At 56.2% G+C, this 13,996-nt stretch carries 11 protein-coding genes; 6 read left to right on the top strand and 5 right to left on the bottom strand.

Features of this window, described 5'->3' with window-relative positions:
* Positions 1 to 6: 6 nt before the first annotated feature.
* Positions 7 to 1,056 (bottom strand): quinolinate synthase NadA, encoded by a 1,050-nt coding sequence (gene nadA / locus OU789_RS16405; protein ID WP_274656834.1) that lies wholly within the window; start codon positions 1,054 to 1,056, stop codon positions 7 to 9.
* Positions 1,057 to 1,373: 317 nt separating this feature from the next.
* The gene (locus OU789_RS16400; protein ID WP_274656833.1) at positions 1,374 to 2,291 is read right to left on the bottom strand and encodes a LysR substrate-binding domain-containing protein; all 918 of its coding nucleotides are present in this window, start codon (positions 2,289 to 2,291) and stop codon (positions 1,374 to 1,376) included.
* A 141-nt stretch (positions 2,292 to 2,432) separates the two neighbouring features.
* On the opposite strand from OU789_RS16400, the gene chvE reads away from it, so the two are divergent.
* From chvE to OU789_RS16370, 6 genes are all read left to right on the top strand, one after another.
* Positions 2,433 to 3,485, top strand: coding sequence for a multiple monosaccharide ABC transporter substrate-binding protein (gene chvE / locus OU789_RS16395; RefSeq protein ID WP_274656831.1), 1,053 nt, complete (start codon positions 2,433 to 2,435; stop codon positions 3,483 to 3,485).
* A gap of 66 nt (positions 3,486 to 3,551) precedes the next feature.
* Entirely contained in the window at positions 3,552 to 5,072 is a 1,521-nt protein-coding gene (gene mmsA, locus OU789_RS16390; protein WP_274656829.1) for a multiple monosaccharide ABC transporter ATP-binding protein, read from the top strand.
* Positions 5,073 to 5,079: 7 nt separating this feature from the next.
* Positions 5,080 to 6,276 (top strand): multiple monosaccharide ABC transporter permease, encoded by a 1,197-nt coding sequence (gene mmsB / locus OU789_RS16385; protein ID WP_274656827.1) that lies wholly within the window; start codon positions 5,080 to 5,082, stop codon positions 6,274 to 6,276.
* 9 nt (positions 6,277 to 6,285) lie between these two features.
* The gene (araD, locus tag OU789_RS16380; RefSeq protein ID WP_274656825.1) at positions 6,286 to 8,028 is read left to right on the top strand and encodes an L-arabinonate dehydratase; all 1,743 of its coding nucleotides are present in this window, start codon (positions 6,286 to 6,288) and stop codon (positions 8,026 to 8,028) included.
* Positions 8,028 to 8,957: a Gfo/Idh/MocA family protein gene (locus OU789_RS16375; RefSeq protein ID WP_274656823.1), complete on the top strand. Its 930-nt coding sequence runs from the start codon at positions 8,028 to 8,030 to the stop codon at positions 8,955 to 8,957. Before araD ends, OU789_RS16375 begins: the two co-directional genes overlap by 1 nt.
* Positions 8,958 to 8,981: 24 nt before the next feature.
* A complete protein-coding gene (locus OU789_RS16370) occupies positions 8,982 to 9,896 on the top strand; it encodes a dihydrodipicolinate synthase family protein (protein WP_274656821.1) in 915 nt (304 codons plus the stop codon).
* A 118-nt stretch (positions 9,897 to 10,014) separates the two neighbouring features.
* Here OU789_RS16370 and OU789_RS16365 read toward each other — a convergent pair whose 3' ends face one another.
* The 3 genes from OU789_RS16365 to OU789_RS16355 all read right to left on the bottom strand — a co-directional run bounded on the left by OU789_RS16365 (position 10,015) and on the right by OU789_RS16355 (position 13,994).
* Positions 10,015 to 11,643, bottom strand: a complete 1,629-nt coding sequence (locus OU789_RS16365; RefSeq protein ID WP_274656820.1) for a GMC family oxidoreductase — start codon at positions 11,641 to 11,643, stop codon at positions 10,015 to 10,017.
* A gap of 167 nt (positions 11,644 to 11,810) precedes the next feature.
* Entirely contained in the window at positions 11,811 to 12,881 is a 1,071-nt protein-coding gene (locus tag OU789_RS16360) for a PQQ-dependent sugar dehydrogenase (protein ID WP_274656818.1), read from the bottom strand.
* Between the two features lie 84 nt (positions 12,882 to 12,965).
* On the bottom strand, positions 12,966 to 13,994 hold the full coding sequence (locus OU789_RS16355) for an SIS domain-containing protein (RefSeq protein ID WP_274656816.1): 1,029 nt from the start codon (positions 13,992 to 13,994) through the stop codon (positions 12,966 to 12,968).
* Positions 13,995 to 13,996 lie beyond the last annotated feature (2 nt).

Genomic DNA, 13,996 nt, shown 5'->3' with positions numbered 1-13,996 from the left:
GTGGCGTTACAATCCGAGTTTGCGGCTTAGGCGGATCATTTCTTCAACCGCGTTGCGAGCCTTTTCCGCAACGGCCGTATCCACAACAACCTCGTCCGACATATTGTGCAGCGACCAGAGGATCTTCTCGAGCGAGATTTTCTTCATATAGGGGCACATGTTGCACGGCTTGGAGAATTCCACATCTGGAAGCTCGTCGGCGATGTTGGACGCCATGGAACATTCCGTCACGAGCATCGCTTCTTTGGGTTTGTGCTGGTGAACCCAATCGACAATACCGCTGGTGGAGCCGGTGTAATCGGCTTCGGCCACCACATCGGGGGTGCATTCGGGATGCGCGATGATCTTTACCTCGGGATTATGCTCGCGATAGGCGCGCAGATCCTCGGCGGTATAGAGTTCGTGAACGATGCACGACCCTTCCCAGAACACGACCTTCTTGTGGGATTCATTGGCAACGTTTTGCGCGAGGTATTGATCGGGCGTCATGATGACGGTGTCGCTTTCCATGGCGTTCACGATCTGAAGCGCGTTCGCGGAGGTGCAGCAGATATCAGACGCGGCCTTCACTTCGGCGGTGGTGTTCACATAGGAAACAACCGGCGCACCGGGGTATTTGGCGCGCATCTCTTCGACGCCCTCGGCAGTGATTGACTCTGCGAGCGAGCATCCTGCCTCGGTGTCGGGGATGAGCACGGTTTTCGCGGGGTTCAGGATTTTCGAAGTCTCGGCCATGAAATGCACACCGCATTGCACGATGACCGCTTCTTCGACTTCGGTTGCTTTGATTGCAAGCTGAAGGCTGTCTCCCACAAAATCCGCAACACCATGATAGATTTCGGGCGTCATGTAGTTGTGCGCAAGGATGACAGCGTTGCGCTCTTTCTTGAGCTTGTTGATCGCGGCGACATAGGGCGCATAGATCGCCCAATCCGCGGGGCTCACCACACGGTTCATCGTTTCATAGATCGCGGACATTTCGGCAGCCAACTCGGGGGAGGGCGCAAGATCGTAATGCTCGGAAAGAGTGCTGCGGAGGTTGGCGATATCTAGCACGGGATCATCCTTTGTCGTGTCTCTGGCAACAGGCGGCCCTGCGCGGGCGGCGCTGTTTCTGGCTGGAATCAGGTTCGGATGGAAGCATTGGCGGCTCGGGTGGCATGGTGATCCATGCTTGGTGTCCCCGTTGGGACAAGGTGCGCCGCTCCCTCTGGGCACTTTGATGATGGGGTCCCGTTTAAAACACTCGATCACGTTTGGAAATAGGCATGCACCGTATTTCTACGGTACTGCGGGAATGTCACGCACCTCTTTTACGTAAATTACCCTGATTTTGCCCGTCATTCGGGGCGGCGATGGCGTGCGAGTGGAGTTCAGAACCGTTTCAGCACCCCTTCGAGAATCCGCTCGGCCACGCGAGAGAGGCGGCGGCCGCGCTTCATGATGACGTAATAGGGCGACACGGTGATCGTTTTATCCAGCGCCAGTTTGCGCAATCGGCGCGGCGTTTCGCCGGTGCCGAGGACTTCGGCGACCTCTTCTGTGGTGGCGGCAATTGTGTCGGAGTTTTCAACAAGGCCAAGCGTGATCAGGAGTGACGAGGTGTTGGTGATGTTGGACGGAACGGCCAGACCATCTTCGGCAAAAGCTTCTTCCAGAGCGGTGCGGATCGGGTTGCCGCGCTCCTGAATGGTCCAGCTATAGGATGTAAGATCAGCGAGCGTGAGCCTTGGCGTGTCGGCAAGAGGATGACTCGCGCGCACAATCGGCACCACACGTTCGTGGCGGGCGGGGAGCATCTGAAAGCCGCGGCTATCGTAGTTTGCGGGCATGCGCGCCATAACGAAATCGAAGAAGCCTTGATCCAATAGCCGCACCAGTTCGGAGGAGGGGGCCACTTCGAGGGTCGGCTCGATCTGGGGTGAGGTTTCCTTGATCTCCAGAATTGCCGGAACGAGGCAGCGCACAGCGGGGCCGTTGACCGCGCCGATCCGAACTTCGCCTATCTGCCCTTCGCCAAGCCCCTGCACCTCGGTTTCAAGGTTGGCATAAGCGGCAAGAATCGATTGCGAATGGCGCAAAAGCGCGTGGCCCACGGGAGTGGCGACCATGCCCTTGGGAGTACGCTCGAAAAGCTGTGCGCCGAGGGTTTCCTCGATCTGCGAGAGGCTTCGCGAGGCGGCAGGTTGCGAAAGATTCAACTCCTGAGCGGCCAGTTGCAATTTCCCCGACGCGGCAATTCTCTCAATAAACCTGAGTTGTTGCGGCTTTAGGCGGCGGACGAGATCCATAGCGATATACCCGTTTTGTTATGCATTTCATCAATAGTTGCATTTGTTTGTTATGTCGAGCCTCCCTAGAACGACGTATGGGTCTGGAACCCTCAAAACGAAACGCGCCTCCGATTGTGAGGTGTGACAGGGAGAGAAGATATGAAATTGAAATCTGTACTGGTTTCGGCAACAGCTGCGATCGCCATGACAACTGGCGCGTTTGCGGCCGACACAATCGGCATTGCGATGCCGACCAAATCCTCCGCGCGGTGGATCTCTGATGGCAACTCCATGGTCGAGCAATTCCAAGCTGCCGGTTATGATGTTGACCTGCAATACGCAGAAGACGACATCCCCAACCAGCTTGCCCAAATCGAGAACATGATCACTAAGGGCGTGAATGTTCTGGTTATTGCGGCGATCGACGGCACAACATTGTCCAACGCGCTGGAAAACGCAGATGCCGCGGGTATCGACGTGATTGCATATGACCGTCTGATCCGCGACAGCGCCCATGTTGATTACTATGCCACGTTCGACAACTTCAAAGTCGGCGTTCAGCAGGCCACGAGCCTTGTGAACGGCCTGAAAGAGCGTTTTGGCGATGGCCCCTACAATGTAGAGCTATTCGGTGGTTCGCCTGACGATAACAACGCGTACTTCTTCTATAACGGCGCGATGTCGGTTCTTCAGCCGCTGATTGACTCAGGTGACGTTGTGATCGTGTCTGGTCAGGAAGGCATGGAAACTGTTGGTACCCTGCGTTGGGATGGTGCGGTTGCACAGGCGCGGATGGATAACCTTCTCTCTGCCCATTACACCGAAAAGCAGGTTCACGGCGTTCTGTCGCCATATGACGGCCTGTCGATTGGTATCCTCTCCTCGCTCAAAGGTGTGGGCTATGGCTCTGGCGATCTGCCGATGCCAATCGTGTCCGGTCAGGACGCAGAGGTTCCTTCGGTCAAGTCGATCCTTGCTGGCGAGCAGTATTCCACAGTCTTTAAGGACACCCGTGAACTTGCGCGTGTGACTGTTGGCATGGTGGATGCGCTTATCAAAGGCGGCGAGCCGGAAATCAACGACACCGAAACATATGACAACGGCGTTAAAGTCGTTCCGTCCTATCTGCTTGAGCCCGTATCCGTGGATGCAAGCAACTGGGAAGAGGTTCTGATTGGGTCCGGTTACTATACCGAAGATCAAATCAAGTAAGCCTCCTACTGGCCGCCTGTAATTCCCTTATTGCGGGCGGCCTCTACTCACAAAGAAGAGTCCGCCATGTCCACTTTGTTGGAAATGAAATCCATTACCAAAGAGTTTCCGGGCGTGAAGGCGCTGGACCGTGTGAGCCTCAAGGTCGAAGAAGGAGAAATCCATGCGATCTGTGGCGAGAACGGGGCCGGAAAATCTACGCTGATGAAGGTGCTGTCGGGGGTTTACCCAGCGGGGTCCTATGACGGTGAAATTCATTACGACAATGCCCTAAGCGAATTTCGCTCCATCTCGGACAGCGAAGACAAGGGTATCATCATTATTCATCAGGAGCTGGCGCTTGTGCCGCTTCTGTCGATTGCCGAAAACATCTTTCTTGGCAATGAGCGCGCCAAGAACGGCATCATGAACTGGCGCGAGACATTCGAAAGCACCAAGGGATTGCTGAAAAAAGTCGGGCTGACGGAAAGCCCTTCGACCAAGGTGGATTCCATCGGTGTTGGCAAACAGCAGCTTGTCGAGATCGCCAAAGCGCTCAGCAAAGACGTGCGATTGCTTATTCTGGACGAGCCAACAGCCGCGCTTTCCGAAGCGGATAGCGCTGTGTTGCTCGACCTGATGCTGGAATTGAAAGCGCAGGGTGTGAGCCAGATCATCATTAGCCACAAGCTCAATGAAATCCGCCGCGTTGCCGATACGATCACGGTTATCCGAGACGGTATGAGCGTTTCGACGCTGGATGCGCGGACGGGTGAAATCTCGGAAGATGATATCGTGCGCGATATGGTCGGGCGGGATATGTCGCAACGCTATCCGGCGCGAGAGCCACGGGCGGGCGAGATGTTGATGGAAGTTGAGGATTGGAATGTGTTCCACGCCGAACACGCCGACCGTCAGGTGATCCATAACGCCAATATCAATGTGCGTGCGGGCGAGGTTGTGGGCATTGCGGGCTTGATGGGCGCGGGGCGGACCGAGCTTGCCATGAGCATTTTCGGCAAATCCTATGGCCAGAATATTTCCGGCACGGTGAAGCTGCGTGGCAAGACAGTTGATGTTTCGGATGTGACCCGCGCGATTGATGCGGGGCTGGCCTATGTAACCGAAGACCGCAAATCGCTTGGCCTCATTCTGGATGACAATATTCAGCGCAACACGACGCTGGCGAACCTCGCGGGCGTGTCAAAGAACGGCATCCTCAACGAGGAAGAAGAGGCGCAAGTGGCGGAGAGTTACCGCAAGGCGCTCCGCATACGGACGCCTTCGGTTCAACAGACGGTCGGCAATCTTTCAGGCGGCAACCAACAAAAGGTTGTTTTGGCGAAGTGGCTCTTTACCGAGCCGGATGTGCTGATCCTCGACGAGCCGACACGGGGCATCGATGTCGGCGCAAAATTCGAGATTTACGGGCTGATCAACGATCTGTCGGCCCGCGACAAAGGGGTCATCATGATTTCATCCGAACTGCCCGAGCTATTGGGCATGTGTGATCGGGTTTACGTGATGAATGAAGGAAAAATCGTAGGCGAACTATCGGCAGAGGATGCAAGCCAAGAGCGCATCATGTCGATGATCGTGTCGGAATGAGGACAAAATGACAGATCAAGCAACACCCCAAGCCGAGGCGGGAAGCTCGGTAAAAACATATCTTGCGAAACACATGCGAGAATACGGGCTGCTCTTTGCTCTCATTGCAATAATGGGCTTCTTCCAAATCATGACCGACGGCACATTGCTGCGGCCAATCAACATCACCAACCTGTTCCTGCAAAACAGCTATATCATCATCATGGCTCTGGGGATGCTCATTGTCATTGTCTCGGGGCATATCGACCTTTCGGTCGGCTCTGTGATGGGGTTTGTCGGGGCTTTGGCGGCGGTTTTGATCGTCAATTTTGAGCTAAGCGTCTGGGTGACGGTTCCGATTTGTCTTGTCACTGGTGGCTTGATCGGCGCAGCACAAGGCTATTGGGTCGCGTTCTGGAAAATTCCGAGCTTTATCGTAACGCTGGCGGGGATGCTCGTGTTTCGCGGTATGTCGCTCTGGCTTCTTGAAGGGCAATCGGTTGGGCCATTCCCCAAGGAATTCCAGATTATCTCCACGGGCTTTATTCCAGACGTCTTCGGCATTGGCCGCCCGAACGGCACGGCACTCGCAGCCGGTGCAATGGCGGTGGGCGCGATCATCTGGCTTGGCCTGCGTGGACGGATGCGCAATCGCCAATACGGAATCGAAGACGAGCCGATGCTCTTTTTCATAATCCGCAATGCGATCGTGACCGGCGCGCTGATGTTCGTGGCCTATAAGCTCTCGACGTTCCGCGGCTTGCCGAATGTGCTGATCTCTATGGCGCTTCTGACGGTGTTCTATGCCTTTGTGACCGAAAACACTGTAACGGGCCGCCGCATCTATGCGCTTGGTGGCAACGAGAAGGCGGCGAAGCTTTCCGGCACCAAAACAGAGCGGCTGACGTTCCTTGCCTTTGTGAACATGGGCGTGTTGGCGGCGCTCGCGGGGCTTATCTTTGCAGCGCGGCTCAACACGGCAACGCCAAAGGCCGGTTTCGCCGTGGAACTTGATGTGATCGCGGCGGTGTTTATCGGCGGGGCGTCTATGTCTGGCGGATCGGGCAAGATTATCGGCGCGGTTGTCGGGGCCTTTATCATGGGTGTGCTGAACAACGGTATGTCGATCATGGGCATCGGTATTGATTACCAACAGATCATTAAGGGGCTCGTATTGCTCGCGGCCGTGATCTTCGACGTCTACAACAAAAGCAAGCAAAGCTAGGGCACTGCAATGACTTTCAAACCTGCAAAATGGCCCCGCAAACTCCGAAGCCAGGAATGGTATGGCGGTACTGGTCGCGACGCGATCTATCACCGGGGTTGGATGAAAAATCAGGGGTACCCGAACGATCTTTTCGATGGGCGCCCTGTGATCGGGATCATGAACACTTGGTCGGAGCTGACGCCGTGCAACGGGCATCTCCGCGAGTTGGGTGAGAAGGTCAAGGCGGGGATCTGGGAGGCCGGCGGCTTTCCTGTTGAGGTTCCGGCGTTCTCGGCTTCGGAAAACACGTTCCGCCCCACGGCGATGATGTTCCGCAACCTTGCGGCCATGTCGATCGAGGAGCAGATGCGCGGCCAGCCGATTGACGGCGCTGTGCTTCTGGTGGGCTGTGACAAGACCACGCCGAGCCTGCTGATGGCGGCAGCCTCAACCGATTTGCCGTCGATTGTTGTGACGGGCGGGCCGATGCTCAATGGGTATTTCCAAGGGGAACGGGTTGGGTCCGGCACACATCTTTGGAAGTTCTCCGAGGCGGTGAAGGCGGGTGAAATGACCGCTGACGAGTTCCTTGAAGCAGAGCAAAGCATGAGCCGCTCCACAGGCACCTGCAACACAATGGGCACCGCATCGTCGATGGCGTCTATGGCGGAGGCTTTGGGCATGGCGCTTTCGGGCAACGCGGCAATTCCGGCGGTCGATAGCCGCCGTCGCGTGATGGCACAGATGTCTGGGCGGCGCATTGTTCAGATGGTTAAAGATGATCTGAAGCCTTCTGATATCATGACCAAACAGGCCTTTGAGAACGCGATCCGCACCAACGGCGCGATTGGCGGCTCGACCAACGCGGTTGTTCATTTGCTGGCGATTGCAGGGCGGCTTGAGCTTGACCTGACGCTTGATGATTGGGACCGCTGTGGCCGCGATGTGGCGACGATTGTGAACCTCATGCCCTCGGGCAAATACCTGATGGAAGAGTTCTTTTACGCGGGTGGATTGCCCGTTGTTCTGCGCCGTTTGGGTGAAGCGGGGCTGCTTCATAAAGATGCGCTTACCGTGGCGGGCACCCCGATCTGGGATGACGTCAAGGACGTGGTGAACCATAACGAGGATGTGATCCTTCCACTTGAGAAGGCGCTCACCGATCAGGGCGGCATTGCCGTTGTTAAGGGCAATCTTGCCCCCAAAGGCGCGGTGCTGAAACCATCGGCGGCCTCGCCTCATCTGCTGAAGCATCGTGGCCGCGCCGTCGTCTTCGAGGATATCGACGACTACAAAGCCAAGATCGACGACGAGGATCTCGACATCGACGAAACCTGTGTGATGGTCCTGAAAAACTGCGGACCGAAGGGCTATCCGGGGATGTCGGAGGTTGGCAACATGGGTCTTCCGCCCAAGGTTCTGCGCAAGGGGATCACCGATATGGTGCGGATTTCGGATGCGCGGATGTCGGGCACGGCCTACGGCACCGTTGTGTTGCACACTTCGCCCGAAGCCGCCGCAGGAGGGCCGCTCGCTGTTGTGCAAAACGGAGACATGATTGAGCTGGATGTAGAAGCGCGAACGCTGCATCTTGATATTTCGGACGCCGAACTCACGGAACGTCTGAAACGGTGGAAGCCTACGCATGAGCAGGAGAAATCCGGTTATGCGTGGCTTCACCAAAATCACGTTGAGGGGGCCGATTCCGGCGCAGATCTCAGCTTTTTGAAAGGGTGCCGTGGTGCGCCCGTTGGAAAGGATTCGCATTGATGGATGTTGCACTCGTTGGCATTGGCAAAATCGCGGTAGATCAGCACGTTCCCGCGATCAACGCCTCACCAGATTGGACATTGTCGGCGACGGTGTCGCGGCATGGTTCGGTTGAGGGTGTTCCGGCCTATACCGATTTCGCTGAGATGCTGAAGGAGCGCGTTGATATCCGCGTGGTGTCGCTTTGTTTGCCGCCGGTGCCTCGGTTTGAATATGCCAAGGCCGCGCTTTTGGCGGGGCGGCATGTGATGCTTGAGAAACCACCGGGGGCGACTTTGGCGGAATGTCATGAGTTGCTGGCAATCGCAAAGGAGCGGCGCTTGTCGCTTTACGCCACGTGGCATTCGCGCGAAGCAGAGATGGTTCCGGCGGCAAGGGCGTGGCTCGCGGGCAAGACGCTCAAACGGATGCATGTGGATTGGCGCGAAGATGTGCGCCGCTGGCATCCAGGGCAGGAATGGATTTGGGAACCGGGCGGCATGGGTGTGTTTGATCCGGGTATCAACGCGCTGTCGATTGTGACGGAAATTCTGCCTGACCCGATCCACCTCACAGGCGCGAGCCTTGATTTCCCCGAAGGGCGGCAGGCCCCGATTGGCGCAGAGCTTGCCTTTGCTCATCCAAAAGGAGCCGAGGTCTCGGCGGTATTTGATTGGCGCAAAGAGGGCGATCAGTACTGGACGATTGAGGTTGAAACAGAAGAAGGCACGCTGCGCCTGCTTGATGGTGGCGCGCGGATGGAAATTGACGGCAAGCCCGCAGAAGCCGCGCCCGACGATGCGCTTTCGGGTGAATACCCGCGCCTTTACGACAAGATGGCGGCCCTTGTGAAAGAGGGCGGCATTGATGCGGATTTCTCGCCGCTTGTTCATGTGGCCGATGCATTCATGCTTGGCCGCCGCAATACGGTTGCGCCGTTCAACGAATAAAGACACACGTTAAGGATAGAGAGAATGACAGTGAAATATTCCGGCATCTGGCCCGTTGCCCCAACGCCGTTTCATGAGGACGGCACGCTCGACCTCGAGGGGATGAAACGCGTTTTGGATTGCCTCATTGATCAGGGCGCAGACGGGATATGTATCCTTGCCAACTTTTCCGAGCAGTTCCTGATCTCGGATGCAGAGCGCGAAACCCTGACGCGGCTGTGCCTTGAGCATGTGGCGGGGCGGGTTCCTGTTATCGTGACGATCAGCCATTTTGCCACGCAGATAGCTGTGGAGCGTGCGGCATTTGCCAAAGACCTCGGTGCGGATATCGTGATGATGATGGCGCCGTATCATGGCGCGCTTCTTAAGGGGAACGCCAAGCAGACTTTCGAGCAGTTTAAAGCCGTGGGCGAGGTTGGAATTCCGATTATGGTGCAGGATGCGCCGCTGTCGGGTGTTGATCTTCCGGTGCCGCTTCTTGTGAAGATGGCGCAAGACATTGAAATGGTGAAACTCTTCAAGATCGAGTGCCCAAGGGCGGCCAACAAGCTGCGCGATCTGATTGCAGAAGGCGGAGACGCAATCGAAGGGCCGTTCGATGGCGAGGAAGCGATCACGCTGTTGGCCGACCTTGATGCTGGTGCTACGGGCACGATGACATCGGGTATGATCGTCGATCAGATCAAGCCGGTGCTGACCCATCACCACGCAGGCCGCATCGACGAAGCCACTGCCGCCTATAGTCGCGTTGCGATGGCGATCAATCACGAGAACCGCCAGTGTGGTTGGCAATCTTGTAAAGTGGCGATGAAAGAAGGCGGCGTGATAAAATCCGACTTCTGCCGTCACCCAATCGACCCTCTGCATCCGGCCATCAAGGACCGCCTCATAAGCTTACTCAAACCGATTGATCCGCTTGTGCTGCGTTGGGGCAAGTAAAACGAACTGGTGCGGCGCGATCCGCACCAACTTCCGCGCAGAGCTTCTATATAATTAACATAATCTTAATTATCAGGACAAAATTGCTCGTACTTTAGGGTGCGACACCGATGGTCGGCTAACTCCGCCCCGCACTCAAAATCATATCGGCAGCTTTTTCTGCGATCATAATCACGGGTGATGCGGTGTTGCCCGAGACAATTTTCGGCATGATGGAGGCATCAACGACCCGAAGCCCTTGTAAGCCTCGAACACGAAGTTTCGGGTCTACGACAGCGGTGTCGTCTGTGCCCATTTTACAGGTTCCGACGGGATGAAAGATCGTTGTGGCTATATCGCCGACGGCTGCGAGGATGTCGTCATCGGTTTCGACCCCTAAACCGGGCAGTATCTCTTCTGGCTGATGTCGCGCCAGAGCCTTTGCGGTCATCACGTCCCGCACTTGTTTGATCGAGGCCACGGCAACGGATTTATCGGCCTCTGCCGACAGATAGTTCAGGCAAATATCCGGTTGCTGCTCCAAGCGGGCACTTTGGATATGGCAACTCCCAACGCTTTCTGGCCGCAAGTCGCAAACCGAAACGGTGATCGCCGGAAACGGATGCAACGGATCACCGAGCTTATCGGTTGAGAGCGGCTGCACGTGGTATTCAAGGTCGGGCGTCTCGAGGTCTGGGCGGGATTTGGTGAACATCCCGAATTGGCTTGGCGCCATCGACATCGGACCACTTTGCGTAAGCCCGTATTGCAGCGCGATCTTGGCTTTGCCGAGAAGCGAATTCGCCATTGTGTTGAGCGTTTTGGCGTTTTTTACTTTATAAACCGTACGAATTTGCAGGTGATCTTGTAGGTTCTCGCCGACGCCATTTAGCGCGTGTTGCGTGGTAATGCCGTGTTCTGCCAATACCTCTGGTCGACCAATGCCCGATAGCTCCAATAGCTTAGGTGAGTTGATCGCTCCTGCGGCAAGTAAAACCTCGCGGCGGGCTGTTGCGCTCTGGGTTTTGCCATTCCGATTGAACACAATTCCTGTAACGCGGGACCCATCCATCACCAAGTGATGGGTTTCAGCCTCTGTCAAAACGCGGAGGTTCGGGCGTTTCATCGCTGGTCGTAAAAAGCCCTTCGCCGTGTTCCACCGAACGCCATTGCGTTGGTTGACTTCGAAAAAGCCGGATCCTTCGTTATTGCCGTCGTTGAAATCTTTGCGCGGCTCGATGCCAAACTCCATCGCGCCTTTCTGCACCGATTCAAGAATGTCCCATTTGAGGCGCTGTTTGCTGACCTTCCACTCGCCGCCACTGCGGTGCATTTCGCTGTCGCCGCCGTGATGGTCTTCGGAGCGCAGGAAATATGGCATGACATCATCCCAGCCCCACCCAGAGTTTCCAAGCTGTCGCCAATGATCGTAATCGGCGGCTTGCCCACGCATATAGATCATCCCGTTGACCGAGCTGCATCCGCCCAAAACCTTGCCGCGCGGATATACGAGCGAGCGGCCATTAAGGCCGGGTTCCTGTGCGGTTTTCATCATCCAATCGGTGCGCGGATTGCCGATGCAATAGAGATACCCAACAGGAATATGCACCCAATGGTAATTGTCGCTTTTGCCCGCTTCGAGCAGCAACACCCTGTTTTTCGGATCCGCACTCAGCCGATTTGCAAGAACACAACCGGCCGTTCCCGCACCGACGATTATGAAGTCGTATTCGCCTTCAAGCTGCTCTGCGCTCATTGTGTCTCGCATGGTGTTGCCTTGATTAGTACTTGATTACCAGCTTACCGATCATCGAACCCGTTTCAATGATGCGATGGGCCTGCTTCAATGTTTCGGCACTTAAACCATGTAGCGTTTTGGTGTTGGTGGTTTGGAGAATGCCGTCGTTCTTGCTGCGTCTATCGGTGCATTCTCTTTTATTCGCCGCGTACCACGCGCAGAAGGCGGGCATCTTCGCCGTCTTCCAACACATAGACATGGCCAGCATTATCGGCGGCAACGTCCCGAATCCGGTTGTCTAGCTCCCAGCGATCAACCTCTCGCGCGGAGTTGGCGTTGATCTCGACACGGACCAAAGCCTGTGATGCCAGCCCGCCCAACAACAGCGAACCGCGCCAATCGGGGAAAGCTGCTCCAGTATAAAAGATCATGCCGGCGGGGGCGATGATGGGGGTCCAGTCGATAAGTGGAGGCGTGAATTCCGGCCGTGTGGCATGAGCAGGAATTGCTTGGCCGCTGTACTGCTCTCCTTCGGAAACAAGCGGCCATCCATAGTTTTGCCCTTCGGTGATCAGGTTTAGCTCATCTCCGCCGCGCGGCCCCATCTCGTGCGACCAGAGCCTGCCGCTTTCGTCAAATACAAGCCCGTAGGGGTTTCGGTGGCCGAGGGTCCAAACATCTGGTGCCTCTGAAAACGGATTGCCGCTTGCGGGTGTACCGTCTGTATTCAGCCGCAGGATTTTGCCGCGGCTGTCCGAAATGTCTTGTGCGGGGCTGCCTTGTTGACGATCACCACTGGAAAGGAACAAATGCCCATCGGGGCCAAATGCGATCATCGCGCCGGGATGCCCCCTACCCCCCGTTGGCTCAGCGCGCCATATCTCTCGAAATCCGTTAAGGGCCGAAGCGTTCAAATCCAGTCGGCCGCGCCCAAGGCGTAATGCGCCACCGCCAGACCCTTCAACCCATGTAAGATACACGATCCCTGATGATGCGAAATCCGGCGCAAGGGCCACATCGTGTAGCCCGACCTGTCCGGAGTCATTCACGGCTGGTGCGCCCGCAATGGTTTGTTTTTCGCCAGTTGCGGAGACATAGACCAATCGCCCCGCCTTTTCCGTGACCAGAAACCCGCCCTGCGGCAAAGCGGTCATGGCCCAAGGCCGATCCAAAGTTGCAATTGGGTCGAGTTCAAACGGGCTCTGGGCCGTGGTTGCGCCACAAGACAGCAACAAGCCGGCCATTGTCGTTACAAGTATCCTGATCATGGCGTGCTCCTCATCACGAGAAGCATAGATTACCTCGCGCCCGAGACAAGCAAACGCACGCCACGCTTGGTCACCTCTGAGTGATCAGACGGTCTCTGTTACCTTCTTCAACCCTTCGGGCGCGTCAGGATTTTGGCCCAGCCGAAGCGATAGGTTTTCGACAAAGCAATAGAAGGCGACTGCTTGCAGGAGAGGATTGAGTAGCGGATTTCTGGAGCGAGGTGACGGTAGCGATTTCGGCCCCGCGATCCCACCAACCTCAAAGACGGCCGCACCTTGATGTTCGAGCTTTTCTTTGGCTGCGGTTATAGAGTCTGCTGCCATGTCACCGGAGGAAAACAGTAAAGCGGCAAATCTATCGCCTGCGATGGCAACAGGCCCGTGCAATACTTCGGCCGCAGAATAGGCCTCGGCATGTAGGCGACAGGTTTCCTTGAATTTCAACGCCGATTCAGCGGCAATCGCAAAGCTTGGTCCTCGGCCGATACAGAACAATGAGCCAGAACGCGCAACAGGGACTGTGGCCGCACTCCAATCAACAGCTAAGGCCGCTCTTGCCAAATCGGGAAGCTCTGACAGGTCGGATTGCAGCGCTTTGTCCTCTGTAAACCCAGCGAGAATCCCCAAAGACGCAAAGAGCATACCCACGTAGGACTTTGTCGCTGCGACCGCATTTTCAGGGCCTGCATAGATCGGCAAAACGGAGTTTGACGCTCTGGCGAGGGGACTATCAACAACGTTCAGGATTGCGATTGTTTCCGCTCCGCCCTTTTGTGCGGCTTCTTGGAGTTTCGTCAGATCGGGGCTGCCGCCGGACTGGGAAAAGGCAACAGATGCGAACCTGTCCAGCTTCAGCTGGGCGTTATACACAGAGGCAACCGACGGGCCGATTGATGCAACAGGGAGGCCCGTTTTCGTCTCAAATGCATACTTAAAGAACGCGGCGGCATGATCAGATGTCCCACGCGCGCAAGTAACGAACCCACGCGGATTTGACGAACGAAGTGCCGCGCCGGTCTCCCAATACTGTTTCAGCCCGTCTTGCAGTTGTCGTTCAAACATCGTCGGAATTTCGGCGATCTCTTTCGCCATATGGGTTTTAAAACTGGACACGG

The sequence above is a fragment of the Halocynthiibacter sp. C4 genome, assembly GCF_028823805.1.
Taxonomy (GTDB): Bacteria; Pseudomonadota; Alphaproteobacteria; order Rhodobacterales; family Rhodobacteraceae; genus Falsihalocynthiibacter; species Falsihalocynthiibacter halioticoli.
Note: the sequence above shows the minus strand (reverse complement) of the source record. Positions and strands in the feature narration are given on the sequence as shown.